The sequence below is a fragment of the Streptomyces caatingaensis genome (assembly GCF_001187435.1).
GTDB lineage: Bacteria > Actinomycetota > Actinomycetes > Streptomycetales > Streptomycetaceae > Streptomyces > Streptomyces caatingaensis.
In genome coordinates this window covers 255,227-278,373 of the sequence record NZ_LFXA01000004.1, presented here as the reverse complement: position 1 = coordinate 278,373, position 23,147 = coordinate 255,227, and the positions used below count along the sequence as shown (strand labels likewise).

Sequence of the window (23,147 nt, the reverse complement as noted above, 5' to 3'; positions counted from 1 at the left end):
GCCCCCCCGGCCCCCCTGGTCGCGGCTTCGCCGCTCGTCCTCAATCGCCGGACGGGCTGAAATCAGCCCGTCCGGCGATTGAGGACAGCCGCGCGGAGCGCGGTTGAGCCCCGAAGCCCGGCGACGGGCGCCGCCCTGGCGGGGGAGGAAGGGGCGGAGCCCCGGCCGGGGTGCAGGGGCGGAGCCTCGCAAGGGGGTGCTGGGGGCGGAGCCCCCGCCCCGCCGCGCGGAGCGCGGGTTGCGTGCCGCGCGAGGGGCGGAGCCCCTGGGGAAGGGGGTTGGGGCGGGAGTGGGGGAACCCTCCGGCGGGTCAACCCGGGTACCGGGTGTCAGTCCAGGATGGCAGGCTTGTCCCGTGACCGAGATTGACGCAAAGATCGATGCTCTCGTACCCGCCTGGCTCACCCTCCCCGACATCGCCGAGAAGCTCGGCGTCGAGGTGACCCGCGTGCGGCAGCTGGTCAAGGAGGGCCAGCTCATCGCCGTCCGCCGGGGCGAGAACCGCGTACTCCAGGTGCCCGCCGAGTTCATCGGCGAGGGCCGGGTCGTCAAGGGCCTGTCCGGGACCTTGACGCTCCTGAAGGACGACGGCTTCAGCGACGAGGAAATGCTGGAGTGGCTGTTCACCCCGGACCCGACCCTGCCCGGCACCCCCGTGCAGGCCCTGCGCGAGAATCGCGGGACGGAGGTGAAGCGCCGCGCCCAGGCGCTCGCCGTCTGACGCACGGCCGGCCCGATCGGTGCAGGGATCGGTGTGCGGGCGACGGCGGCGGCACCCTCCGCCCGTACGCCCGTACACCGCCCGCCGGCCCGGCCGGCCGACCAGGGGGAGAACCAACATGCCCGCCACCACCCGCGAACGCCTCGCCGACGCCCGGCTCTACCTCTGCACCGACGCGCGCCGCCGCCAGGGCGACCTGCCCGAGTTCCTGGACGCGGTCCTCGCCGCCGGCGTGGACGTCGTCCAGCTCCGCGACAAGGGCATGGAGGCCGGCGAGGAGCTGGAGCACCTGGCCGTGATGGCCGAGGCGGCCCGCCGGCACGGCCGGCTGCTCGCGGTCAACGACCGCGCCGACGTCGCGCACGCCATCGGCGCCGACGTGCTGCACCTGGGCCAGGGCGACCTCCCCGTCCCCGCCGCCCGCGCGATCCTCGGCGCCGACGTGCTCGTCGGCCGCTCCACCCACTCCGAGGCCGAGGCCGACGCCGCCCTCGCCCAGCCCGGCGTGGACTACTTCTGCACGGGCCCCTGCTGGCCCACCCCCACCAAGCCCGGCCGCCCCGCCCCCGGCCTGTCCCTGGTGCGGCACGTGGCCCGGCTCCCGCAGGAGAAGCCCTGGTTCGCGATCGGCGGCATCGACGAGACCAACCTCGACGAGGTGCTGGACGCCGGCGCCCGCCGCGTCGTCGTCGTCCGGGCCATCACGGAGGCGGCCGACCCGGGCGCCGCCGCGGCCCGCCTTGCGGAGCGGATCCGCGCCCGCAGCACGCCCGTTGGCCTTTCCTGACCTTCCCCGGCCGTTCCTGACCTTCCCCGGCCGTTCCCGGGCGGCCGGAAGGGGTCAGGAAACGGACAGAACACCGGCCGCCCCTGCCAAGATCGCCGTGTGCCGGGTTAACTTGGCCGGTATGGCCCTAGGCACTGCCTCCACCAGGACGGATCACGCCCGTACGGTGCGTGACCTGCTCGCCTCCGGCGAGCGTTCGTATTCCTTCGAGTTCGCCGCCCCGAAGACGGAGAAGGGGGAGCGGACGCTGTGGAACGCCATCCGGCGCATCGAAGCCGTGGCCCCCACCTTCGTCTCCGTCACCTACGGTGCCGGTGGTTCGTCCCGCGAGGGGACGGTCCGCGCGACCGAGCGCATCGCCACCGACACCACCCTCACCCCCGTCGCCCACCTCACGGCCGTCAACCACTCCCTGGCCGAACTCCGCAACGTCATCGGGCAGTACGCCGACGTCGGCATCCGCAACATGCTCGCCCTGCGCGGCGACCCGCCCGGCGACCCCATGGGCGAGTGGGTGCGCCACCCGGAGGGTGTGGACCACGCGATCGAACTGGTCCGGCTCATCAAGGAGTCGGGCGACTTCTGCGTCGGTGTCGCCGCCTTCCCGGAGATGCACCCGCGCTCCACCGACTGGGACACGGACGTGCGCCACTTCGTGGACAAGTGCCGGGCGGGCGCCGACTTCGCCATCACGCAGATGTTCTTCCACGCCGAGGACTACCTGCGGCTGCGCGACCGGGTCGCCGCGGCCGGCTGCGACACCCCGATCATCCCCGAGATCATGCCCGTCACCAACGTCCGCCAGATCGAACGCTTCGCACAGCTCAGCAACGCGGCCTTCCCCGCCGGGCTCGCGGAGCGGATCCGGGCGGTGGAGGACGATCCGGCGGCTGTACGCTCGATCGGGATCGAGTACGCGACGGAGCTGTGTGCCCGGTTGATGGCCGAGGAGATTCCCGGGTTGCACTTCATTACCCTGAACCACTCCACGGCCACCTTGGAAATCTACGAGAACCTGGGGCTGCACCAGCGGCCCTGACGGCCGGCCGGGCGCGGCGGCCGGAGGAGAGGGGCGACTCATGGGCTGGACGGTCCTCTATCTGGCGTTCGGCGTCGTCGGGCTCTGGCTGCTGGGCGAGGTGCTCTTCCAGTACAAGGCCAGGCTGCGCTGGCGCCTGCTGGCCCTCGCCGGCTTCCTCGGCGTGGTGGCGGGCGTGCTCGTCCCGTCCGTCGTGGTCATCGCGGTGGGCGCGGTCGCGTTCGCGGTCGGCCAGGTCTATGTGACGGTGTCCTTCCGGCGGGGCTTCTCCGCCGGCTGGGCGCTGCGCCGCGGCCGCGGGGACCGCGCGGAGGGCGACGGGGCGCCCGCCCGGTCCGGCCGCCGGCGCGGCCGGGCGGACCGGGGCGCCACGGCCCCGGAGCCCGCGGACCGGAAGCCCGCGCGGGACGAGCGGGACGCGCCCCCGGCCCCCCGTCCGCCCTCCGTGCCGGACCCGAACGCGGCGACGGCCATGATGCCCGCCGTCCCGCGGCAGCCCGCCGCCCCCGGCGGCCACGACGACGTCCTCGCGGCCGAGGAGACCACCGTCTTCGGCGGGACGTACGACGCCTACGGCACCCCGGCGGGCGCCCCCGTGCAGGAACCGGCCGCCGCCTCCCCCTACGGGGATCAGTTCGACTACGGACAGCAGGACCAGTACGCCGCCTACTCCGACCCGTACATCGGCACCCACCCGCCGGCCGGCGCCCCCTACGGCTACGGGCAGCAGCAGCCGTACGGCACGGACGCCTGGGCGACGGGGGCGGGGCAGTACGACATGGACACCCCGCCCGGCGGCGTCTGGGTGCCGCAGCAGCGCGACACCGACGTCCCGCCGCCGCACCGGCAGCAGGGGTACGGGGAGCAGCAGGGCTACCGCTACTGACCGGGCCCGCTCACCGGGAGCCGCGGAAGTCCGCGCCCTCCACGACGAGCCCGGCGACCAGCGCCCCGGACATCCCGGCGTGGGCGAGCCCGCCGCCCGGGTGCGCGAAGCCGCCCACCCGGTAGAAACCGGACGTTCCGGTGGTGTTGGCGGGGCGCAGGTACGCGCCGCCCGCGCCCGCGAGGACCGGGGCGGGCACGCCGCCGCCCTCGGCGCCGGTGGCCGCCTCGGTGTCCGCGGGGGTCAACACCTCGCGCCACAGCAGCCGTTCGCGCAGGCCCGGCACGGCCGCCTCGGCGGCGCGCACCATGCGGTCCGCGAACTCCCCGGCCCGGGCGCGCCAGTCGACCGCGCCCTGGGGGGCGACGGTCGCGGTGAGGGTGACCGCCTCGTGCTGCGCGTCCGGGCGGACCGCGGGGTCGTCGGGGCGCAGCACGGTCACCGTCGGCACATAGGCCGGGGCGGCCTCCGGCGCGAAGATCCCGGTCAACTCCGCGGCGCGGTCGGGGGCGTGGACCACCGTGCGGTGCGCCGTGCCCTCGGGGCGCGCGCCGCGCAGGGCGAGGAGCACGGTGCAGCGGCCCGGCGGGACGGGGGCGGGGCCGACCGTGCCCGGGGCGGGGACGGCGAGGCGGCCGGGGTGGACGCCCGCGACGACGACGTCCGCCCCGGCCGTCCCGCCGTCGGCCAGCCGCACCCCGGCGGCCCGGCCGTCCTCCTCCAGGACCTCGGTGACCTCGGCGCCGAAGCGGAACTCCACCCGGCGGGCCAGGCAGCGCCGGTGCAGCGCGTCGGCGAGGGCCCGCAGGCCGCCCGCCACGTACCAGCTGCCGAAGGTCTGCTCCATGTACGGCAGGACGGTCGCGCTCGCCGGGGCGGTGCGCGGGTCGAGGCCGTACGCCAGGGCGTGGCTCTCCAGCAGGGCGGCGAGCCGGGGGTCCTTCAACTCCCGCGCGGCGACGGACGCCAGGGCCGGCGGGGCGGGGCGGCGGAAGAGCCCGCGCCGGCGGACGGCCGGGTACGGGTCGCGGCCCAGCGCCTCCCGGGCCGCCCCGGTGGCCAGCGGCTCCTCCAGGAGCGGGCGGCGGGTGGCGTCCCAGACCTCCCGGCCCCGGTTGACCAGGTCGCTCCAGCGCTCGCCCGCGCCCGGGCCGACCGCGGCGTCGAGGGCCCCGACGACGCCCGCCCGCGAGGCGTTGGGCAGGGCGACGGCGGTGCCGTCGGCGAAGACGTGCGCGCTCGCGGGGTCCACCTGGGACATCGTGACGCTCTGCTCCAGGGACTCCTTGCCCGTCTTGACGAACAGGTCGCGGTAGACCGCGGGCAGGTGCAGGAGCTGGGGGCCGGTGTCGAAGGCGAAGCCGTCGCGCTCGAAGCGGCCGAGCGCGCCGCCGTGGGTCGTCCCGCGTTCGTACACCGTGACCTTGTGGCCCGCGATCGCGAGCCGGGCGGAGGCCGCCATGGCGGCCATGCCGGCGCCGATCACCGCAATTCTTGCCATGTGACAGGACTCTATCGGGCCGCCGCCAGGCGCCGTTCCCGCCTCCGGCGCAGGAACGCGCGCACCTTGCGCCACAGGAACACCACGGTGGCGGCGCCCAGGACCAGCAGGCCGCCGGCCGCGCACGCCGCCGCCACCGGGTGGAACAGCGCGAGGACGACCAGCGCCGCGACGCCCAGGTCCTCCACGACGCTCACCACGATGGTGCTCAGCGGCTCCGGCGAGGTGTTCACCGCCATGCGCGTGCCCGCCTTCACCAGGTGCGTCACCAGCGCCGTCGTCCCGCCGAGGGCGGCGTACGCGACCTCCGGCAGTGACCCGTCGCCCCGGCCGGCCAGCAGCGCGCCGACCACGGCGCCGCAGGCCGGGCGGACGAGGGTGTGCACCGCGTCCCAGACGGTGTCCACGTAGGGGATCTTGTCGGCCACGGTCTCGCACAGGAACAACAGCCCGGCCACGGCGAGGACTTCGGGCCGCTGCAGCGCGTCGGGCACCGCCCCGCCGACACCGGCCCGGCCGCACAGGCCGAGCAGCAGGACCACGGCGTAGGCGTTGATCCCGCTCGCCCAGCCGCTCGTGAACACCAGGGGAAGTACGGACACGCACGCGATCGTACGGAACGGCGCGCGCACGTACTCAGCGCGCGTACCGGTGCGGGTACTCAGCCGGAATGAGTAGCGCGGCGGACGGTGCGCGGGCCGCGCGGACGGAAGAGTGGTCCGCGAACGGGGCGCGGGCCGCGCACCGCCGGCACGGGGCGGCGGAGCCGGGCCGCGCCCCGACGGCGGCGGCGCCCTTCAAGGGTCGGCAGCCTTCAGCGGGCGCCGCCGCCTCCGATCCGGCCCTGCAACAGCCGGGAGAGCGCCGCGTGCACGTCGTCCACCGACCGCTCCGGCTGGAACGACTGCCAGTCCAGGGCCGTCACCAGCACCATGCCGAACAGGGCCGACGCCGTCAGCGGGACGTCGATCTCCGTGCTCACCTCGTCCTCCGCGACGGCCTGCCGCAGCACGGACTCGATCACCGCGAGGGCCTTCCGCCGCACCTGCGTCAGCGTCGGCTGCCAGGCCCGGTTGGTGCGCCACAGCTCGGCCACGTACAGCTGCGTCAGGGCCGGGTGGCGGGCGATGAACTCCAGCCCGGCGCGGACCATCGCGTCCAGCGCGTCCACCCGCCGCCCGCCGCGCGCGGCCGTCTCGTCCGCCGCCTGCTGCAGGGCGACGGTCAGCAGCTCGATGCCGTCCCGCAGCAGCTCCTCGAAGAGGACGGTCTTGCTCGCGAAGTTGTAGTAGACGGTGCCCTTCGCGACCCCGGCCCGTTCGGCGATCTCGTCCACCGTGGTGGAGGAGAAGCCCTGTTCGGCGATGAGGGTGACCGCCGCCTCGAAGAGCTTCCGCCGGGTGTTTCCTCTGCGGTGCGCACTGCTGCTGTCCATGAGGGTGATTCTCCCTGTACGCAGCGTGGCGCCGGGCGGGGGGCCGGTGGCCCCGGCGCCGTCCCCCGGCGCCGTCCCCGGGGGCCGGACGCGGGGCGTGGGCGGGGGCCGGGCGGGGGACCACTAGGCTGGGCGGCGTTCGTCGTCACGTCACCGCCGCCGAGGAGCCACCCGCCGTGTCCGAGCCTTCCCTGGGTGGGGAGACCCCATCGCGTCCCCGCGCGTCCCTGCGTACCGCCGTGGTCTGGGAGGCCCTCCGGGACGCCCTCGACCGGCGGGGCACGGAGCTGGAGGTGCTCGACGCCGGCGGCGGCAGCGGCAAGTTCGCCGTGGAGGCGGCCCGTCTCGGACACCGCGTGACCGTGGTCGACCCCAGCCCCAACGCCCTGTTCGCGCTGGAGCGCCGGGCCGCCGAGGCCGGCGTCGCCGACCGGGTGCGCGGCGTCCAGGGCGACACCCAGGACCTCTTCGAGGTCGTCGGACGCGAGGAGTACGACGCCGTCCTGTGCCACGGCGTCCTGGAGTACCTGGAGGACCCGGCCGGCGGGCTGCGCAACATCGCGGCCGCCCTGCGCCCCTCCGGTGTGCTCAGCCTGCTCGCCGCCGGTCTCGGCGGCGCGGTGCTCGCCCGTGCCCTCGCCGGGCACTTCGCCGAGGCCCGGCAGGCGCTGACCGGCCCGGACGGCCACTGGGGGGCGGGGGACCCGGTCCCGCGGCGCTTCACGGCCGAGCAGCTCTCGGAGCTGGTCGGCGCGGCGGGCCTGGACGTCAAGGCCGTGCACGGGGTCCGGGTCTTCGCCGACCTGGTGCCCGGGGTCCTCGTCGACGCCCAGCCCGGCGCCCGCGACGCCCTCGTCGAGCTGGAGGCCGCGGCGGCCGCGCTGCCGGCCTTCCACGCCGTGGCCACACAGCTGCACGTGCTGGCGGCTCGGGACTAGGACCGGGGTCCGCAGGGGCCGCCCGATCAGGCCGTTCGCGCCGTATGATCGGGGGCACCGTCCGGCATGACGGGTCGGCGGGCAGGGAATGTACGTTGCGAACGCCACCGTCGCCGCCCCCGGGCCGGTGGGCGGATTGGCGCAGAGGGGCGGGTTTCACGGGGGCGATTCCCTGCCTATCCTGAAAGGGTCGCACCCGGTCGCACCCCCGCGACCGACGAGTAGGAGGACTCCGTGCCGCTCTCGGAGCACGAGCAGCGCATGCTCGAGCAGATGGAGCGAGCGCTGTACGCCGAAGATCCCAAGTTCGCCACAGCGCTCGAGGGCAGCGGCCTGCGCACGTACACCCGGCGACGGGTCTACCAGGCGATCGCGGGCTTTCTGGTGGGCATCGCGCTCCTCATGGCCGGAATGGTCGCCCAGTGGATCTGGATCAGCGTGGTGGGGTTCCTCGTCATGCTCGGCTGCGCGGTGCTCGTCGTCACGGGCTGGCGCAAGGCGCCGCGGGGCGGTGCTCCGCGGGGGCCGATGGGCGCCGCCGGGCGGCGCGGCCCGGTGCGGCAGCGGCGGTCGATGATGGACCGCATCGAGCAGCGGTGGCAGCGGCGGCGCGACGAGCAGGGCCGCTGAGTCCCCTCAGGCTGAGTCCCCTGAGAACGCCGGGCGTTCGCACCCTCCGGGTGCGGGCGCCCGGCGTTCGTCGTCCGGCGGATCCCCTCGACGCGTCCGCTCAACGGCGGCGCCGCAGCCACGGCACGGCGCCCGCCACCGAGCGTGGCGCGAGGACCGCCCGCAGCCGCGCGGGCCACCCGGCGGAGGCGCGCAACCCCGCCCGCACCAGGGCGACATCCCCCGCGAGATCGCCGGAAGCCGGGGGTTCCGGCGCGTACAGCGCCCGCTCCACCGCCGTGGCCACCCGCCCCGCGGCCGCCGCCGCCGACGAGTCCAGCGCCGCGGCCGCGCTGATCCGCTCCACCGTTCCCCGCGGCGTCCGCGCCCGCTCCGGCGCGATCCCGTGGTCCCACGCCGAATCCGTCAGCTCCCGCCACGCGGCCAGCGTCCGCGCCACCGGGTCCGCCGGGCCGCGGCCGCCGCCCAGCCGGCGGGCCCGCACCCGGACCCGCCACAGCGGCGCCGCCGCGAGGAGCAGCACCAGCAGCGCCCCGGCGGCCGCCGACCAGACCACGGCGCCCGGGCCGGAGGACGACGAGCCGTCGGCGGGGAGGCCGGCGGAGCCGGGCCCGCCCGGCACCGGGCCGGGGGCGTCGCCCCGGGAGGGCGCCGGGCGGGGACCGGACGGGCGGTCCGGCACGGGCGCGGCCGGATCGTCGGCCCCGGCCCCGGCCGGATCGCGCCGCACGGTGTACTCCGGCGGCGCCCCCCGGCTCGGCGTCGGTTCGAACCGCGTCCAGCCGGCCCCCTCGAAGTACAGCTCGGGCCAGGCGTGGGCGTCCTTGCTGCCCACCGACATGGTCCCGTCGCCCCGCGGGCTGCCGGGGGTGAAGCCGACGGCGACGCGTGCCGGGATGCCGAGCGTGCGCGCCATCGCGGCCATGGCGAAGGAGAAGTGGACGCAGAAACCCCGCTTGTCCTCCAGGAAGGAGGCGACGGCGTCGTCGTCGCCGCCCGACCGCACCTCCGTGTCGTACTGGAAGCCGCCGTTCACCGCGAACCAGTCCTGGAGCCGCACGGCCCGCTCGTACGCCGTGGCGGCCCCGGCCGTCACCTCGCGGGCCCGCCGCGCCACCACCTCGGGCAGCGAGGACGGCACCTCGGTGTACTCGCGGCGCAGCGCCTCGGGCGGTTCGGGCGCGCGGGCGAGCTGCGCGGCCGTCGGCCGCGGCAGCAGGCCCGTGACCCGGTAGCGCAGGCCGCGGGTGGTCTGCCCGTGGTCGCCGACCAGGGAGCGGCCCTCCGGTTCGTAGCGCCACCGGCCGTCCGCGCGGACGGACTCGGCGGGGAAGGGCAGCGGCAGATAGGTCTGGGCGTAGGTGTCGGAGGCGGCCACCGAGAGGGTGTAGCGGTCCGTCGCCACCTCCGGGGAGAGCCCGGCGGGGGCCGGCAGCCGCTCGGGGACGTCGGTGATCCGCCGCTCGGAGGGCCGCCAGGTCCGTCCGTCGAAGTGGTCGAGGGCGACGATGCGCAGGTACAGGTCCCGCGGGGCGTCGAGCGAGGTGCGGTAGCGCAGGACCTCCCGGTTCTCGGGCTGGTTGAGGCTGTCCCGCAGGGAGACCACCGGGTTGACGGCGGAGATCGTCCCGCCCTCGCCGTGTCCCTCCCGGCCCCGGTCGCGCGGGGCCAGCAGCCCGCCGTCGATGGCGGGCAGCGCGACCGGCAGGGCCAGGGCGACGCCCAGGGCGAGGACGCCGATCCGGCGGCCGGTACGGGCCGGGGCGGCGGACGCGGCGCCGCCCGTCCCGCCGCCGAAGACGCGGCCCCAGCGGGCGAGCCGGTCCCGGCCCTCCGCGAGGAGCAGCAGCAGGTAGCCCGCGGCGGCGGCCAGGAACCACAGCCAGTCGGCGCCGCTCCGGGTCAGCCCGGCGCCGATCGAGTAGAGCGCCAGCAGCGGCAGCCCGGCGGGCGCGGCGTGCCGCAGGGTGACGGCCAGCGCGTCCACGGCCAGCCCGACCAGCAGGACGCCGCCCACCAGCATGAGTTCGATGCCCGGGGTCGCCGGCGCCGGGATCGCGTAGCGCGCGATGTCGTCGGCGCCCTGCCGCAGCAGCTCGGCGAACCCGGTGAACGCCCGCGGTCCGGGCAGCAGTCCGGCGACCGCGCGGTCGCGGACGAAGACCACGGTGAGCAGCAGCAGGGCGGTCAGCGCCTGGAGGGCCACCGCCGCGGTGCGCGGGAGCGGCGCGCGGCGGGCGAGCGCGCCGACGGCGCTCTGGACGGCCAGCAGCAGCACGGCGTCGGCCAGCCAGGAGGCGCCGTCGACCAGCGGCACCATGGCGGTGGCCGCCCCGGCCGTCGCCAGGACGGCACAGACCGCCAGCCGCGTCGCCCCGCTCACGTCCGTCCCTCCGCCGCCGGATCCTCCGTCGCGCCCGTGCCGCCCGCCCCGGCCAGCCGCCAGGCGTCCGGCAGGGCGTCGCCCGGCCCCACCGCGACCACCGCCCAGCCCGCCTCGCGCAGCACGCGCAGCGGGCGGGCGTCGGGGGCCGGTGCCGCGCCCGTCCAGACCTCCGGGTCGAGGACGAACGCGAGGGCCGCGGCGCCGCGGGCGCGCAGGCGGGCGGTGGAGGCGGCCCGGTGCTCGTCCAGTTCGCCGAGGAAGGCGACGAGCAGGCCGGTGCGCCCGTCGCGCAGGGCCGCGTGCGCGCCGGAGAGGTCGTCCGCCGGCGAGTGGTCGACGAGGGCGAGGGCGTCGAGCAGGGGCGCGGCCGCGTCGGCGGGGGCGGTGCCGGCGAGGCCGGGGACGAAGGCTCCGGTGTCGGTCACCAGCCGTACGGCGAAGCCCCGTCCCAGCAGGTGCACGGCGGCCGAGGCGGCCCCCGAGACGGCCCACTCGAAGGCCGACTCCGGTCCGGCGCCCGCGTAGGCGACGCCCCGGGTGTCGAGCAGCACGGTCGCGTGCGCGCGCTGCGGCTGCTCCTCGCGGCGCACCATCAGCTCGCCGTGGCGCGCGGTGGCCCGCCAGTGCACGCGGCGCAGGTCGTCGCCGTGCCGGTACCCGCGCGGAATGATGTCGTCCGCGCCGGCCAGGGCGACGGCGCGGTGCCGTCCCTCGCCGTGGCCGGCCGCCTCGCCGCCCAGCGGCACCGCGGGCAGCGGCACGCAGCGCGGCAGCACGGTCAGCGTCTGCCGGGCGCCGAAGTCCCGGTCGATCCGGCACATGCCGAACGGGTCGGTCACCCGCAGCTGGAGCGGCCCCAGCGCGTAGCGGCCGCGCAGCTCGGCGCGGACCCGGTAGGAGACCGCGCGCCGCGCGCCCGGCTCCAGCCGCGCCAGGACGAAGCGGGGGCGCGGGCCCAGCTCGTAGGGGACGCGGTCCTGGAGCAGCAGCGGACCGGTGGGCAGCCGGGAGGCGCTGTCGACCGCCAGGTGCACCCGGGCCTCCTCCCCGGCGGAGACCCGCTCCGGCTCCAGCCGGCGGCTGCCGGTGACGCGGTGGCGGGTGCGGTGCAGCACCAGGACGCAGGCGAGCGGCAGCGCGGCCAGCAGCAGCCCGACGCGGAGCAGGTCCTCCTGGCCGAGGACGTAGGAGCAGCCGACGGCCGCGGCCCCGGCCGCGAGGAACGACCGCCCGCGCGTGGTCAGCCCGCCGAACGCCGCCCGCAGTCCGCCCAGGGCTCCCGGCTCCTCCTCGGCCAGGGGCCCGTCGGGCCGCGGTCCGGCCGTCACGGCCGCCGCGCCCGGAGCTCGGGCACCGGGGTGTGGCGCAGGACGTCGCCGACGATCTGCTCGGCGGTGCGCCGGTTCAGCCGGGCCTGGGCGGTGGGCAGCAGCCGGTGCGCGAGGACGGGGACGGCGAGCGCCTGGACGTCGTCGGGGAGCGCGTACTCCCGGCCCGCGAGGGCCGCGGCCGCCCGGGCCGCGCGCAGCAGGTGCAGGGTGGCCCGGGGCGAGGCGCCGAGCCCCAGCTCGGGGTGGCCGCGGGTGGCGGAGACGACGTCGACCGCGTACCGCCGCACGGCCTCGGCCACGTGCACCTCGCGGACGGCCGCGACGAGTTCCACGACGTCGTGCGCGTGCGCGGCCGGGACGAGGTCGTCGAGCGGGGAGCGGGCGCCGTGCGCGTCCAGCATCCGCAGCTCGGCCTCGGGGCTCGGGTAGCCCATGGAGACACGGGCCATGAAGCGGTCGCGCTGGGCCTCGGGGAGCGGGTAGGTGCCCTCCATCTCCACCGGGTTCTGGGTGGCCACCACCATGAAGGGGGAGGGCAGCGGATAGGTCCGGCCGTCGACGGTGACCTGGCGCTCCTCCATCGACTCCAGCAGCGCCGACTGGGTCTTGGGGGAGGCGCGGTTGATCTCGTCGCCGATGACGATCTGCGCGAAGATCGCGCCCGGCTTGAACTCGAACTCCCGCTCCCGCTGGTCGAAGACGCTCACCCCGGTCACGTCCGAGGGCAGCAGGTCGGGGGTGAACTGGATGCGCCGCACCGAGCAGTCCAGCGACTTGGCCAGCGCCTTGGCGAGCATCGTCTTGCCCACGCCGGGGACGTCCTCGATCAGCAGGTGGCCCTCGGCGAGCAGCACGGTCAGGGCCAGCCGCACGACCTCCGGCTTGCCCTCGATCACGCTCTCCACCGAGGCGCGGATCCGCTCCGTCGTCCCGGTCGGCCCGCCGAGCCCCGTCGTCGGCTCGTCAAAGGTGGTCACCCCGGCCCTCCTCGGCCCGTAACGGGCCCCCGCCCCGCGCGGGTGCGGGAGCGGGCGTCGCCCATGCGTTCTCAGCCTGTGCATTCTCACGCCCCGGCGGTCCGCCGGCACCGCCGGGGCATGACGTGCCGTCACGGCCTGGGGTCGATCTCCCGCAGCCGTCCCGTGGTCACGTCGAAGACGAAGCCGCGCACGTCGTCGGTGTGCGGAAGGAACGGCGAGGTGCGGACGCGCTGCATGGACTGGCGCACGTCCTGGTCGAGGTCCTTGAACGCCTCGACCGCCCACGCGGGGCGCTGGCCGACCTCGGCCTCGATGTCGTGCCGGAAGTCCTCGGTGAGGTCGAGCAGGCCGCAGCCGGTGTGGTGGATGAGCACCACGGAGCGGGTGCCCAGGGCCCGCTGGCTGATGGTCAGCGAACGGATGATGTCGTCGGTGACCACACCGCCCGCGTTGCGGATGGTGTGGCAGTCGCCGAGCTGGAGGCCCAGCGCGGCGTGCAGGTCAAGACGGGCGTCCATGCAGGCGACGACCGCGACCTTCAGGACGGGCCGGGCGTCCATGCCCGGGTCGGTGAACTCGGCGGCGTACCGCGCGTTGGCCTCGACGAGACGGTCGGTGACCGTCGGCAGGCCGCTCCCGGACGCGCGGTTCCGGCTGGGGGGCTGGGACGCGGATATCGACATACGCACGACGTTAGTCGGCCGGGGGCCCGACGGCCCGCCCGAGGGCCGGGCAATCCCCACCGACCCGGGCGGCTGTGAGGTAAGCCACAGGGGTGACGATCGCATGTCTGTGCGAACGGAAAGGGGTGCGGGCCGCGGCAACGCGAGGCGAACGCAGTGATTGACCGAGGGGACGAGTGGACTAAAGTGGCGCGAAGTGGGAGGCGAGACGCTCCCCTCGGCTCCGTCGAACTCGAAGAACCCGCACGGCGCGACGTTCCCGTACCCCTCGGCCTCCTCCCGCTCCGGCCGCCCCGCGTGCCGCCTCCCCTTCGAGCGGGCGGGGACCCGGCGGTGCGTGCGCGAAGCGCCGTACCGCACTCCCAGAAGGGCCCATGGCCGGCAACGCGCGACACGTCCCCGTCATGCTCCAGCGGTGTCTGGACATGCTCGCTCCCGCCATCGAAGCGCCGGGGGCCGTCGTCGTCGACTGCACCCTGGGCGCCGGAGGGCACAGCGAGGCGCTGCTCACGGCCTTCCCCGAGGTCCGGCTGATCGGCCTCGACCGCGACCCCACCGCCCTGGCGCTGGCCGGCGCGCGGCTCGCCCCCTTCGGGGACCGCGCCACCCTCGTGCAGGCCGTCTACCACGAGCTCCCCGAGGTGCTGGAGCGCCTCGGCGTCCCCAAGGTGCAGGGCGTCCTCTTCGACCTCGGCGTCTCCTCCATGCAGCTCGACGAGGCGGACCGCGGCTTCGCGTACGCCCAGGACGCGCCGCTGGACATGCGCATGGACCAGACCACGGGCATCAGCGCCGCCGAGGTCCTCAACACCTACCCGCCGGGCGAACTGGTGCGGATCCTGCGCGCGTACGGCGAGGAGAAGCAGGCCAAGCGGATCGTCTCCGCCATCGTCCGCGAGCGCGAGAAGGAGCCCTTCTCCACCAGCGCCCGGCTCGTCGAGCTCATCCGCGAGGCCCTCCCGCAGGCCGCCAAGCGCACCGGCGGCAACCCCGCCAAGCGCACCTTCCAGGCGCTGCGCATCGAGGTCAACGCCGAGCTGGCCAGTGTCGAGAAGGCCATCCCGGCGGCCGTGGCCGCGCTCGCGGTGGGCGGCCGGATCGCGGTGCTGTCCTACCAGTCGCTGGAGGACCGCATCGTCAAGGGCGTCCTCGCCGCCGGGGCGGCCAGCACGGCCCCGCCCGGGCTGCCGGTCGTCCCCGAGCGCTACCAGCCGCGGCTCCGGCTGCTCACGCGGGGCGCCGAACTGCCCACCGAGGAGGAGATCGCCGAGAACCGGCGGGCCGCCCCGGCGCGGCTGCGGGGCGCCGAACGCATCCGCGAGGACGTGCCGTGACGCCGGCCGCCGCCCGCGGCCGGGGCACGCTCCGGCGGCTGCTGCCCCCCGGGCCCGCCGCGATGCGGCGGACCCCCTTCGTGCTGCTCGTCGTCTTCCTCCTCGGCTCCGGCCTCATCGCCCTGCTGCTTCTCAACTCCTCGATCAACCAGGGGTCGTTCGAGCTCACCCGGCTCCAGCGCAGGACCACCGAGCTGACGGACCAGCAGCAGGCCCTCCAGCAGGAGGTGGACCAGCTCGCCGCCCCCGACGCGCTGGAGCGGCGCGCCCGCGAGCTGGGCCTCGTCCCCGGCGGCAGCCCCGCCTTCCTCGATCCGGACGGCACCGTCCGCGGCGTCCCCGCCCCGGCCCCGGCGGCCGGCGGCACGCCGGAGGATCCGGCGGCGTACGCCCCCGGGGCCGCCCCGCCGGGCGCCCTCCCGGGCAGGGCCCCGGGCGGCACCCCGCCCGGCGCGGCGCCCCGTCCGGCGGGGGCCGTGAACCCCGCGGGGGCCGTGCGCCCGGCCGGCCCCGGCACGCCGGGCACGGACGGGCCCCCCGTGACGGATCCGGCCTTCCAGCCGTACCGGATCCCCGGCGGCACCGCTCCGGACGGCCAGGGCCCCGCCCTCCCGCCGTACCCCCCGTCCCAGCGGCCGGGCGGCCGGGCCCCGGCGCCCGCTCCGTACCCGCAGTCCCAACGGCCCGGCGCCCCCGCCCCGTTCGGACCCGCCCTCCCGCCGTACCCGCAGTTCCAGCGGCCGGGCGGGCAGGCCCCGGCGCTCCCGGCGCCGCCGCGGGCCGGCGGTCCGCGGCCGGCCGTTCCCGCCCCCGGATCCCCAGGCAGGTGACGAAGTGACGGCGCCCAGGCAGCCCCGCCGCCCGGTTCCCCGGCCGGCCCGTCCCGCGGGCCGGCCCGCCGCCCGGCCGCGCCCGGGGGTCGCGGCACAGCCCCTGCGGCTGGGCAGCCCCAAACCCCGGCTGCGGCTGATCGGGTTCGCGCTCACGCTGGTGCTGCTGGCGTTCACCGTGCGGCTGCTCCAGGTGCAGGCCGTCGACGCGAGCGCGTACGCGGCCCGCGCCAACGTCAACCGCTACATCCCCGTCACCCTGGCCGCCGAGCGCGGCACCATCACCGACCGCAACGGGGTGGACCTGGCCACCACCGTCGACGCGTACGACATCACCGCCGCGCCCGACCTGCTCACCCCTGAGCGCATCAAGATCCCGGACGCGCCGCGGCGGGCGGCCGGGCTGCTCGCCCCCGTCCTCGGCGAGAGCGCCGAGGCCATCGAGGCGAAACTCACCGCCAACCCGAAGTCCAAGTACGTCGTGCTGGCCCGCCAGCAGACCCCGCAGGTGTGGAACCGGATCCGGGAGCTGAAGAAGCGGGAGGCGGCCCGCACGCCCACCGGGCGCGGCGGCGTCAACCTGCTCACCGGCCTCAACCGCGAGGCGCACAGCAAACGCGTGTACCCCAACGGGGACCTGGCCGCCGGGCTGCTGGGCTTCGTCAACGCCGACGGCCGGGGCGGCGGCGGGCTGGAGGCCCAGCTGAACGCCGAGCTGGCGGGCAAGGACGGCAAGCGCGTCTACGCCCAGTCCGGCGGCCGCCAGGTGCCCACCGGCGACCTCAAGGAGCAGGCGGCCGTCCCCGGCTCCGACATCGAGCTGACCATCGACCGGGACATCCAGTGGGCCGCCCAGAACGCGGTGGCCGAGCAGGTGCGCGCCTCGGCGGCCGACCGCGGCTACGTCGTCGTCCAGGACTCCCGCACCGGCGAGATCCTGGCCATGGCCAACGCCCCCGGCTACAACCCCAACGACCTCGCCCACGCCGACCGCGCGGCCATGGGCAACGCGGCCGTCCAGGACGCCTACGAGCCCGGCAGCGTCAGCAAGGTGATGACCATGGCCGCCGTCCTGGAGGAGGGCGCGGCCACCCCCGGCACCCACGTCGAGGTGCCCAACCGGCTGCCGCGCGCGGACCGTTCGTTCGCCGACGACATCGACCACGGGATCTGGCACCTGACGCTCAACGGGGTGCTCGCCAAGTCCAGCAACATCGGCACCATCCTCGCCAGTGAGCAGCTGGGCAGGACCCGGGAACAGGCGAACCAGGTCCTCCACTCGTACCTGAGCAGGTTCGGCATCGGGAAGCCCACCGGGCTCGGCTTCCCGGGGGAGACGCCCGGCATCCTCGCCCCCTGGCAGAAGTGGGAGCAGTCGCAGTCGTACACGATCCCGTTCGGTCAGGGCCTGTCGCTCAACGCCCTCCAGGCGGCGTCGGTGTACTCCACGATCGCGGGCGGCGGCGAGCGGGTGCGGCCGACGCTGGTGCGCGGCAGCAAGGGGCCGGACGGGCGGTTCACCCCCGCCGCCGCCCCGCCGCGCACCCGGGTGATCAGCGAGAGGACGGCCAAGCAGCTCTCCGCGATGCTCGAGTCGGTGGTCGACGACCGGGACGGCACCGGCACCAAGGCGAAGATCCCCGGCTACCGGGTGGCGGGCAAGACCGGCACGTCCAACCGGGTGGATCCGAGGACCGGCCGTTACCACGGCTACACCGCGTCCTTCGCCGGCTTCGCCCCCGCCGACCAGCCGCGGATCACCGTCTACTGCGCCATCCAGAACCCGACCCGGGGCAGCTACTTCGGCGGCCAGATCTGCGGACCGGTCTTCCAGCAGGTCATGTCCTTCGCGCTGAAGACCCTGCAGGTGCCGCCCTCGGGCAGTCCGCCGCCCCGGCTGCCGGTGGAATATTAGGTGAGCCCCCGTGCGACGCCGCCGGACCGCGGGACTGTGACGCAGCCCACCGTCCCTCCCGGGAACCGGGGCCCGGCGCGCCCCTCGCTTCGCGACGGGCCGGGTGCGCCCGGTACGCTCACCGCCGTGCCCCACGCTGATCAGTCCCCAGCCACCCCCCCGGAAGCAACCGCTCCGGGAGCGCCCCGCCCCACCCGGATCCGGCCCGTGCCCCTCGCGGACCTCGCCGGTCAGCTGGGCATCCGAGCCCCCGAGGGCGCCTCGGACGCCGCCGTCACCGGCATCACCCACGACTCGCGCGCGGTCCGCCCCGGCGACCTCTACGCCGCCCTGCCCGGCGCCCGCTTCCACGGCGCCGACTTCGCGGCCCAGGCCGCGGGCCTCGGCGCCGCCGCCGTGCTGACCGACCCGGCGGGCGCCGGCCGCGCCGCCGCCACCGGCCTCCCGGTCCTCGTCGTGGACGACCCGCGGGCCCGGATGGGCGCCCTCGCGGCGACGGTCTACGGCGACCCCGGCCGCGACCTGCTCCAGATCGGCATCACCGGCACCTCCGGCAAGACCACCACCGCGTACCTCATCGAGGGCGGACTGCGCGCCGCGGGCGGGCTGACGGGCCTGATCGGCACCGTCGAGTCCCGTATCGGCGACGAGCGGATCAAATCCGAGCGCACCACCCCCGAGGCCACCGACCTCCAGGCGCTCTTCGCCGTCATGCGCGAGCGGGGCGTCCGCTCGGTCGCCATGGAGGTCTCCAGCCACGCGCTGGTGCTGGGACGGGTGGACGGCTGCGTCTTCGACGTCGCGGTCTTCAACAACCTCAGCCCGGAGCACATGGAGTTCCACTCCGGCATGGAGGACTACTACCGGGCCAAGGCCCAGCTCTTCACCAAGGAGCGCAGCCGCCTCGGCGTCGTCAACCTCGACGACGCGTACGGCCGCCGGCTGGCCGGGGGCGACGCCGAGGTCCCGGTCGTGACCTTCTCCGCCGAGGGCCGCCCCGAGGCCGACTGGCGCGCCGTGGACGTCGTCACCGGCCCGTTCGACTCCGCGTTCACCGTCGAGGGCCCCGACGGGGTCCGGGTGTCCGCCCGTTCGCCGCTGGCCGGGCCCTTCAACGTGGCCAACGCGCTGGCCGCCGTCGTCGCCCTGGCCGCCGCCGGGACCGAGCCGCAGGCCGCCGCCGACGGCGTCGCCGCCGTGGCCGGCGTCCCCGGCCGGCTGGAGCGCGTGGACGCCGGCCAGCCCTATCTGGCCGTCGTGGACTACGCCCACAAGACGGACGCCGTCGAATCGGTTCTCCGCGCCCTGCGCAAGGTCACCCCCGGCCGCATCCACGCCGTCCTCGGCTGCGGCGGCGACCGGGACACCACCAAGCGCGCCCCGATGGGCGCCGCGCTGGCGCGCCTCGCCGACACCGCCGTCCTGACCTCCGACAACCCCCGCTCCGAGGATCCGCTCGCGATCCTCGCCACCATGCTCACGGGCGCCGCCGAGGTGCCCGTGGGCGAGCGCGGCGCCGTCCTGCTGATGGAGGACCGCGCCCAGGCCATCGCGGCCGCCGTCGCCCGCGCCGAACCCGGCGACACCGTTCTGGTCCTCGGCAAGGGCCACGAGCAGGGCCAGGACGTCGCCGGAGAGGTACGCCCCTTCGACGACCGCCGGGTGCTGCGCGGGGCCATCGAGGAGCAGGGCCGCACGGCCGCCCCCCAGCACCGGAACGACCAGGGATGACAGACCGCCATGCGCGCACAGCAGCAACCGGCCCCGGAGGCCCTCCGGAAGCCCGACCGAACGGCCGGAGGTGACCACCGGTGATCCCTCTGTCCCTCGCCGAGATCGCCGCCGTCGTCGGCGGGCAGCAGCACGACATACCGGACCCGGACGCCCGGGTCACCGGCCCCGTCGTCATCGACTCCCGTGAGGTGGTCCCCGGCGGCCTGTTCGCGGCCTTCGCCGGGGAGCGCGTCGACGGGCACGACTACGCCGACCGTGCCATCGCGGCCGGCGCGGTCGCCGTACTCGCCACCCGCCCCGTCGGCGTACCGGCCATCGTCGTCCCGGACGTCGTCGCCGCGCTCGGCGCGCTGGCCCGCGCCGTCACCGAGCGCCTCGGCGCCACCGTCGTCGGGCTGACCGGCTCGGCGGGCAAGACCAGCACCAAGGACCTGATCGGCCAGCTGCTGGAGCGCCTCGGCCCCACGGTCTGCCCGGCCGGCAACCTCAACAACGAGATCGGCCTCCCGGTGACCGCGCTGCGCGCCGGCGAGGACACCCGCCACCTCGTCCTGGAGATGGGCGCCCGCGGCATCGGCCACATCCGCTACCTCGCGGAGCTCACCCCGCCGCGCATCGGCCTCGTGCTCAACGTCGGCACCGCGCACATCGGCGAGTTCGGCGGCCGCGAGCAGATCGCCGTCGCCAAGGGCGAGCTGGTCGAGGCCCTGCCCGCGGCCGCCGAGGGCGGCGTCGCCGTGCTCAACGCCGACGACCCGCTGGTCCGCGCCATGGCCGCCCGCACCAAGGCCCGCGTCGTGCTCTTCGGCGAGGCCGACGACGCCGACGTGCGCGCCGCGGACGTCCGCCTGACCGCCGCGGGACGGCCCTCCTTCACGCTGCACACCCCCACCGGGTGCGCCGAGGTGACGATGCGGCTGTACGGTGAGCACCACGTGTCGAACGCGCTCGCCGCGGCCGCCGTCGCCCATGAGCTGGGCATGCCCGTGCGGGAGATCGCCTCGGCGCTCTCCGGGGCGGGCCAGCTCTCCCGCTGGCGCATGGAGGTCACCGAGCGCGCGGACGGCGTGACGATCGTCAACGACGCCTACAACGCGAACCCCGAGTCCATGCGAGCCGCGCTCCGCGCGCTGGCCGCCATGGGCGACGCCGCCAAGGAGCGGGGGGGCCGCACGTGGGCGGTGCTCGGCAAGATGGCCGAGCTGGGCGAGGAGTCGCTCGCCGAGCACGACGCGGTCGGACGGCTCGCCGTCCGGCTCAACGTCAGCAAGCTCGTGGCAGTCGGGGACAGGGAAGCGGCCTGGCTGTGCATGGGCGCCTACAACGAGGGTTCGTGGGGTGAGGAGTCGGTGCACGTGTCCGACGTGCGGGCGGCGGTCGACCTGCTGCGCAGCGAGCTGCGCCCGGGAGACGTCGTACTGGTGAAGGGGTCCAGGTCGGTGGGCCTGGAGCGGGTGGCGGAGCAGTTGCTCGCCGCTGAGGGCGAGGTCACCGGCTGATGAACCAGATCCTCGTCGCGGGTGTCATCGGTCTCTTCCTGACCCTCATCGGCACCCCGCTGCTGATCAAGTTCCTGGCCCGCAAGGGCTACGGGCAGTTCATCCGGGACGACGGCCCGCGCGGCCACGCCGGGAAGAAGGGCACGCCCACCATGGGCGGCATCGCCTTCATCCTGGCCACGCTCGTCGCCTACGCGCTGACCAAGGTCATCACCAGCAGCAACCCGACGACCTCCGGCCTGCTGGTGCTCTTCCTGACGGCCGGCATGGGCCTGGTCGGCTTCCTCGACGACTACATCAAGATCGTCAAGCAGCGGAGCCTCGGTCTGCGGGCCAAGGCGAAGATGGCCGGCCAGCTGATCGTCGGCATCGCCTTCGCGGTGCTCGCGCTGCAGTTCGCGGACGTCCGCGGGCAGACGCCGGCCTCGACCCGGCTGTCGTTCACCCAGGACTTCGGCTGGACGCTCGGTCCGGTGATCTTCGTGGTCTGGGCGCTGTTCATGATCCTCGCGATGTCGAACGGCGTGAACCTCACCGACGGCCTCGACGGCCTGGCCACCGGCGCCTCGGTGATGGTCTTCGGCGCGTACGTCTTCATCGGCACCTGGCAGCACGGCCAGTGGTGCGGCAACCCGCTGACCTCCGGCGCCGCCTGTTACGAGGTCAGGGACCCGCTCGACCTGGCCGTCGTCGCCTCGGCGCTGATGGGCTCGTGCTTCGGCTTCCTGTGGTGGAACACCTCGCCCGCCAAGATCTTCATGGGCGACACCGGTTCGCTCGCCCTGGGCGGCGCGCTCGCCGGTCTGGCGATCTGCTCCCGCACGGAGCTGCTGATCGCCCTGCTCGGCGGCCTGTTCGTCCTCATCACCATGTCCGTGGTGATCCAGGTCGGCTCCTTCCGCCTCACCGGGAAGCGCGTCTTCCGGATGGCCCCGCTCCAGCACCACTTCGAACTCAAGGGGTGGAGCGAAGTCCTCGTGGTGGTCCGGTTCTGGATCATCCAGGGCCTGTGCGTGGCCGTCGGCCTCGGAATCTTCTACGCGGGATGGCTGGCCATCAAGTGACCACCTCGGAGTTCTACGGCAAGCACATCACCGTCGCCGGCCTCGGCGTGAGCGGCGTCAGCGCCGCCCGCGCCCTGGCCGGCCTCGGCGCCCGGGTCACCGTCGTGGACGGCGGCGACGGCCCGGCCCTGCGCGAGCGCGCGGCGGGCCTCGGCGACGCCGTGACCGTACGGCTCGGTGACGCCACGACCCTCCCGGAGGGCACCGGCCTCGTCGTCACCTCGCCCGGCTGGCGCCCCGACAGCCCGCTGTTCGCGGCCGCCGCCGCGGCCGGCGTGGACGTCGTCGGCGACGTCGAGATCGCCTGGCGGCTGCGCGGCGAGGGCGCGCCGCCCTGGCTGGCCGTCACCGGCACCAACGGCAAGACCACCACCGTCCAGATGCTCGCCGCCATCCTGGAGGCCGCCGGGCTGCGCACCGCCGCCGTCGGCAACATCGGCACGCCGATCATCGACGTGGTGCTCTCCCAGGAGCCCTACGACGTCCTCGCCGTGGAGCTCTCCAGCTACCAGCTGCACTGGGCGCCCTCCGTGCGCGCCCACTCCGCGGCCGTGCTCAACCTGGCCCCCGACCACCTCGACTGGCACGGCTCCATGGCCGCCTACGCGGCCGACAAGGGCCGGGTCTACGAGGGCAACAAGGTCGCCTGCGTCTACAACACCGCCGACCCGCGCACCGAACAGCTCGTCCGCGACGCCGACGTCGAGGAGGGCTGCCGCGCCATCGGCTTCACCCTCGGCGCCCCCGGCCTCTCCGAGCTGGGCGTGGTGGACGGCATCCTCGTCGACCGGGCGTTCGTCGCCGACCGGCAGCGCAACGCCCAGGAGCTGGCCGAGGTCTCCGACATCCACCCGCCCGCGCCGCACAACATCGCCAACGCCCTGGCGGCCGCCGCCCTCGCCCGCGCCTTCGGCGTCGAGCCGAAGGCGGTCCGCGACGGGCTGCGCGCCTTCCGGCCGGACGCCCACCGCATCGCCCACGTCGCCGACGTGGACGGCGTGGCCTACGTCGACGACTCCAAGGCCACCAACACCCACGCCGCCGAGGCGTCGCTGGCCTCCTACGAGTCGATCGTGTGGATCGCCGGCGGCCTCGCCAAGGGCGCGACCTTCGACGAGCTCGTCGCCCGGTCCGCGAAGCGGCTGCGCGGCGCCGTCCTCCTCGGGGCGGACCGCGCCCTGATCAAGGAGGCGCTGGCGCGACACGCCCCGGATGTCCCGGTGGTGGACCTCGACCGGACCGACACTGGGGCGATGGCCGAGGCGGTCCGCGCGGCGGCCCGGCTGGCCGGCGAGGGCGACACGGTCCTCATGGCCCCGGCCTGCGCGTCGATGGACATGTTCACCCACTACGGCGAGCGGGGCGAGGCGTTCGCCGCCGCGGTCCGTGAGCTGGCCGTCGGCCGCACCACACAGGAGTAGCCGCCCGGCGCCCGCCGCGGGCCGGACGGCACG

The 23,147-nt window shown here is 75.8% G+C and carries 20 protein-coding genes; 13 read left to right on the top strand and 7 right to left on the bottom strand.

Features of this window, described 5'->3' with window-relative positions; all coding sequences use genetic code 11:
• Window positions 1-355 precede the first annotated feature (355 nt).
• The 4 genes from AC230_RS08625 (at window position 356) to AC230_RS08610 (ending at window position 3,433) form a co-directional block, all read left to right on the top strand.
• Entirely contained in the window at window positions 356-721 is a 366-nt protein-coding gene (locus AC230_RS08625; protein ID WP_049715478.1) for an Rv2175c family DNA-binding protein, read from the top strand.
• 118 nt (window positions 722-839) lie between these two features.
• On the top strand, window positions 840-1,508 hold the full coding sequence (gene thiE, locus AC230_RS08620; RefSeq protein ID WP_049715477.1) for a thiamine phosphate synthase: 669 nt from the start codon (window positions 840-842) through the stop codon (window positions 1,506-1,508).
• Between the two features lie 121 nt (window positions 1,509-1,629).
• Window positions 1,630-2,547, top strand: coding sequence for a methylenetetrahydrofolate reductase [NAD(P)H] (gene metF, locus AC230_RS08615; RefSeq protein WP_049715476.1), 918 nt, complete (start codon window positions 1,630-1,632; stop codon window positions 2,545-2,547).
• A 40-nt stretch (window positions 2,548-2,587) separates the two neighbouring features.
• Window positions 2,588-3,433 (top strand): chromosomal replication initiator protein DnaA, encoded by an 846-nt coding sequence (locus AC230_RS08610; protein WP_049715475.1) that lies wholly within the window; start codon window positions 2,588-2,590, stop codon window positions 3,431-3,433.
• A gap of 10 nt (window positions 3,434-3,443) precedes the next feature.
• On the opposite strand, the gene AC230_RS08605 is transcribed toward AC230_RS08610, so the two are convergent.
• The 3 genes from AC230_RS08605 to AC230_RS08595 form a co-directional block, all read right to left on the bottom strand.
• The gene (locus AC230_RS08605; RefSeq protein ID WP_049715474.1) at window positions 3,444-4,934 is read right to left on the bottom strand and encodes a phytoene desaturase family protein; all 1,491 of its coding nucleotides are present in this window, start codon (window positions 4,932-4,934) and stop codon (window positions 3,444-3,446) included.
• Between the two features lie 11 nt (window positions 4,935-4,945).
• Window positions 4,946-5,536, bottom strand: a complete 591-nt coding sequence (locus AC230_RS08600) for a DUF4126 domain-containing protein (protein WP_049715846.1) — start codon at window positions 5,534-5,536, stop codon at window positions 4,946-4,948.
• A 212-nt stretch (window positions 5,537-5,748) separates the two neighbouring features.
• A complete protein-coding gene (locus AC230_RS08595) occupies window positions 5,749-6,369 on the bottom strand; it encodes a TetR/AcrR family transcriptional regulator (RefSeq protein ID WP_049715473.1) in 621 nt (206 codons plus the stop codon).
• A 176-nt stretch (window positions 6,370-6,545) separates the two neighbouring features.
• Between AC230_RS08595 and AC230_RS08590 the strand changes: the two genes are divergently transcribed.
• On the top strand, window positions 6,546-7,307 hold the full coding sequence (locus tag AC230_RS08590; RefSeq protein ID WP_198535475.1) for a methyltransferase: 762 nt from the start codon (window positions 6,546-6,548) through the stop codon (window positions 7,305-7,307).
• 234 nt (window positions 7,308-7,541) lie between these two features.
• The gene (locus AC230_RS08585) at window positions 7,542-7,937 is read left to right on the top strand and encodes a DUF3040 domain-containing protein (RefSeq protein ID WP_049715472.1); all 396 of its coding nucleotides are present in this window, start codon (window positions 7,542-7,544) and stop codon (window positions 7,935-7,937) included.
• A gap of 100 nt (window positions 7,938-8,037) precedes the next feature.
• Here the strand turns inward: AC230_RS08585 and AC230_RS08580 are convergent, their stop codons facing one another.
• The 4 genes from AC230_RS08580 to AC230_RS08565 form a co-directional block, all read right to left on the bottom strand.
• A complete protein-coding gene (locus AC230_RS08580) occupies window positions 8,038-10,320 on the bottom strand; it encodes a transglutaminase TgpA family protein (protein WP_049715471.1) in 2,283 nt (760 codons plus the stop codon).
• Window positions 10,317-11,651, bottom strand: coding sequence for a DUF58 domain-containing protein (locus AC230_RS08575; protein WP_241833137.1), 1,335 nt, complete (start codon window positions 11,649-11,651; stop codon window positions 10,317-10,319). Before AC230_RS08575 ends, AC230_RS08580 begins: the two co-directional genes overlap by 4 nt.
• Window positions 11,648-12,631 (bottom strand): AAA family ATPase, encoded by a 984-nt coding sequence (locus AC230_RS08570; RefSeq protein ID WP_049715470.1) that lies wholly within the window; start codon window positions 12,629-12,631, stop codon window positions 11,648-11,650. The genes AC230_RS08575 and AC230_RS08570 overlap by 4 nt, the downstream gene beginning before the upstream one ends.
• Before the next feature lie 131 nt (window positions 12,632-12,762).
• Window positions 12,763-13,317 carry a beta-class carbonic anhydrase gene (locus tag AC230_RS08565; protein WP_049715469.1) on the bottom strand — a complete coding sequence of 185 codons (555 nt, stop codon included), beginning with the start codon at window positions 13,315-13,317 and terminating at the stop codon, window positions 12,763-12,765.
• Between the two features lie 374 nt (window positions 13,318-13,691).
• Here AC230_RS08565 and rsmH point away from each other — a divergent pair, with 374 nt between their 5' ends.
• From rsmH to murD, 7 genes are all read left to right on the top strand, one after another.
• Window positions 13,692-14,651 (top strand): 16S rRNA (cytosine(1402)-N(4))-methyltransferase RsmH, encoded by a 960-nt coding sequence (gene rsmH, locus AC230_RS08560; RefSeq protein ID WP_049715468.1) that lies wholly within the window; start codon window positions 13,692-13,694, stop codon window positions 14,649-14,651.
• Complete coding sequence (gene ftsL, locus AC230_RS34640) at window positions 14,648-15,481, top strand: cell division protein FtsL (RefSeq protein ID WP_422125565.1); 834 nt, start codon at window positions 14,648-14,650, stop codon at window positions 15,479-15,481. The genes rsmH and ftsL overlap by 4 nt, the downstream gene beginning before the upstream one ends.
• Window positions 15,482-15,485: 4 nt before the next feature.
• Window positions 15,486-17,396, top strand: coding sequence for a peptidoglycan D,D-transpeptidase FtsI family protein (locus tag AC230_RS08550; protein WP_049715467.1), 1,911 nt, complete (start codon window positions 15,486-15,488; stop codon window positions 17,394-17,396).
• A 36-nt stretch (window positions 17,397-17,432) separates the two neighbouring features.
• Window positions 17,433-19,127 (top strand): UDP-N-acetylmuramoyl-L-alanyl-D-glutamate--2,6-diaminopimelate ligase, encoded by a 1,695-nt coding sequence (locus AC230_RS08545; protein ID WP_078871073.1) that lies wholly within the window; start codon window positions 17,433-17,435, stop codon window positions 19,125-19,127.
• Between the two features lie 80 nt (window positions 19,128-19,207).
• Window positions 19,208-20,629, top strand: coding sequence for a UDP-N-acetylmuramoyl-tripeptide--D-alanyl-D-alanine ligase (locus AC230_RS08540; RefSeq protein ID WP_049715465.1), 1,422 nt, complete (start codon window positions 19,208-19,210; stop codon window positions 20,627-20,629).
• Window positions 20,629-21,693 (top strand): phospho-N-acetylmuramoyl-pentapeptide-transferase, encoded by a 1,065-nt coding sequence (gene mraY / locus AC230_RS08535; protein ID WP_049715464.1) that lies wholly within the window; start codon window positions 20,629-20,631, stop codon window positions 21,691-21,693. The genes AC230_RS08540 and mraY overlap by 1 nt, the downstream gene beginning before the upstream one ends.
• Window positions 21,675-23,114 carry a UDP-N-acetylmuramoyl-L-alanine--D-glutamate ligase gene (murD, locus tag AC230_RS08530; protein WP_049715463.1) on the top strand — a complete coding sequence of 480 codons (1,440 nt, stop codon included), beginning with the start codon at window positions 21,675-21,677 and terminating at the stop codon, window positions 23,112-23,114. Before mraY ends, murD begins: the two co-directional genes overlap by 19 nt.
• The last annotated feature ends 33 nt before the right edge of the window (window positions 23,115-23,147 follow it).

Bases quoted from the DNA above. Each gene is read 5' to 3' on its own strand.
- rsmH (WP_049715468.1), top strand. From the start codon at position 13,692: ATGGCCGGCAACGCGCGACACGTCCCCGTCATGCTCCAGCGGTGTCTG.
- AC230_RS08565 (WP_049715469.1), bottom strand. From the start codon at position 13,317: ATGTCGATATCCGCGTCCCAGCCCCCCAGCCGGAACCGCGCGTCCGGG.
- thiE (WP_049715477.1), top strand. From the start codon at position 840: ATGCCCGCCACCACCCGCGAACGCCTCGCCGACGCCCGGCTCTACCTC.
- AC230_RS08605 (WP_049715474.1), bottom strand. From the start codon at position 4,934: ATGGCAAGAATTGCGGTGATCGGCGCCGGCATGGCCGCCATGGCGGCC.
- murD (WP_049715463.1), top strand. From the start codon at position 21,675: ATGGCTGGCCATCAAGTGACCACCTCGGAGTTCTACGGCAAGCACATC.
- AC230_RS08595 (WP_049715473.1), bottom strand. From the start codon at position 6,369: ATGGACAGCAGCAGTGCGCACCGCAGAGGAAACACCCGGCGGAAGCTC.
- mraY (WP_049715464.1), top strand. From the start codon at position 20,629: ATGAACCAGATCCTCGTCGCGGGTGTCATCGGTCTCTTCCTGACCCTC.
- AC230_RS08610 (WP_049715475.1), top strand. From the start codon at position 2,588: ATGGGCTGGACGGTCCTCTATCTGGCGTTCGGCGTCGTCGGGCTCTGG.
- metF (WP_049715476.1), top strand. From the start codon at position 1,630: ATGGCCCTAGGCACTGCCTCCACCAGGACGGATCACGCCCGTACGGTG.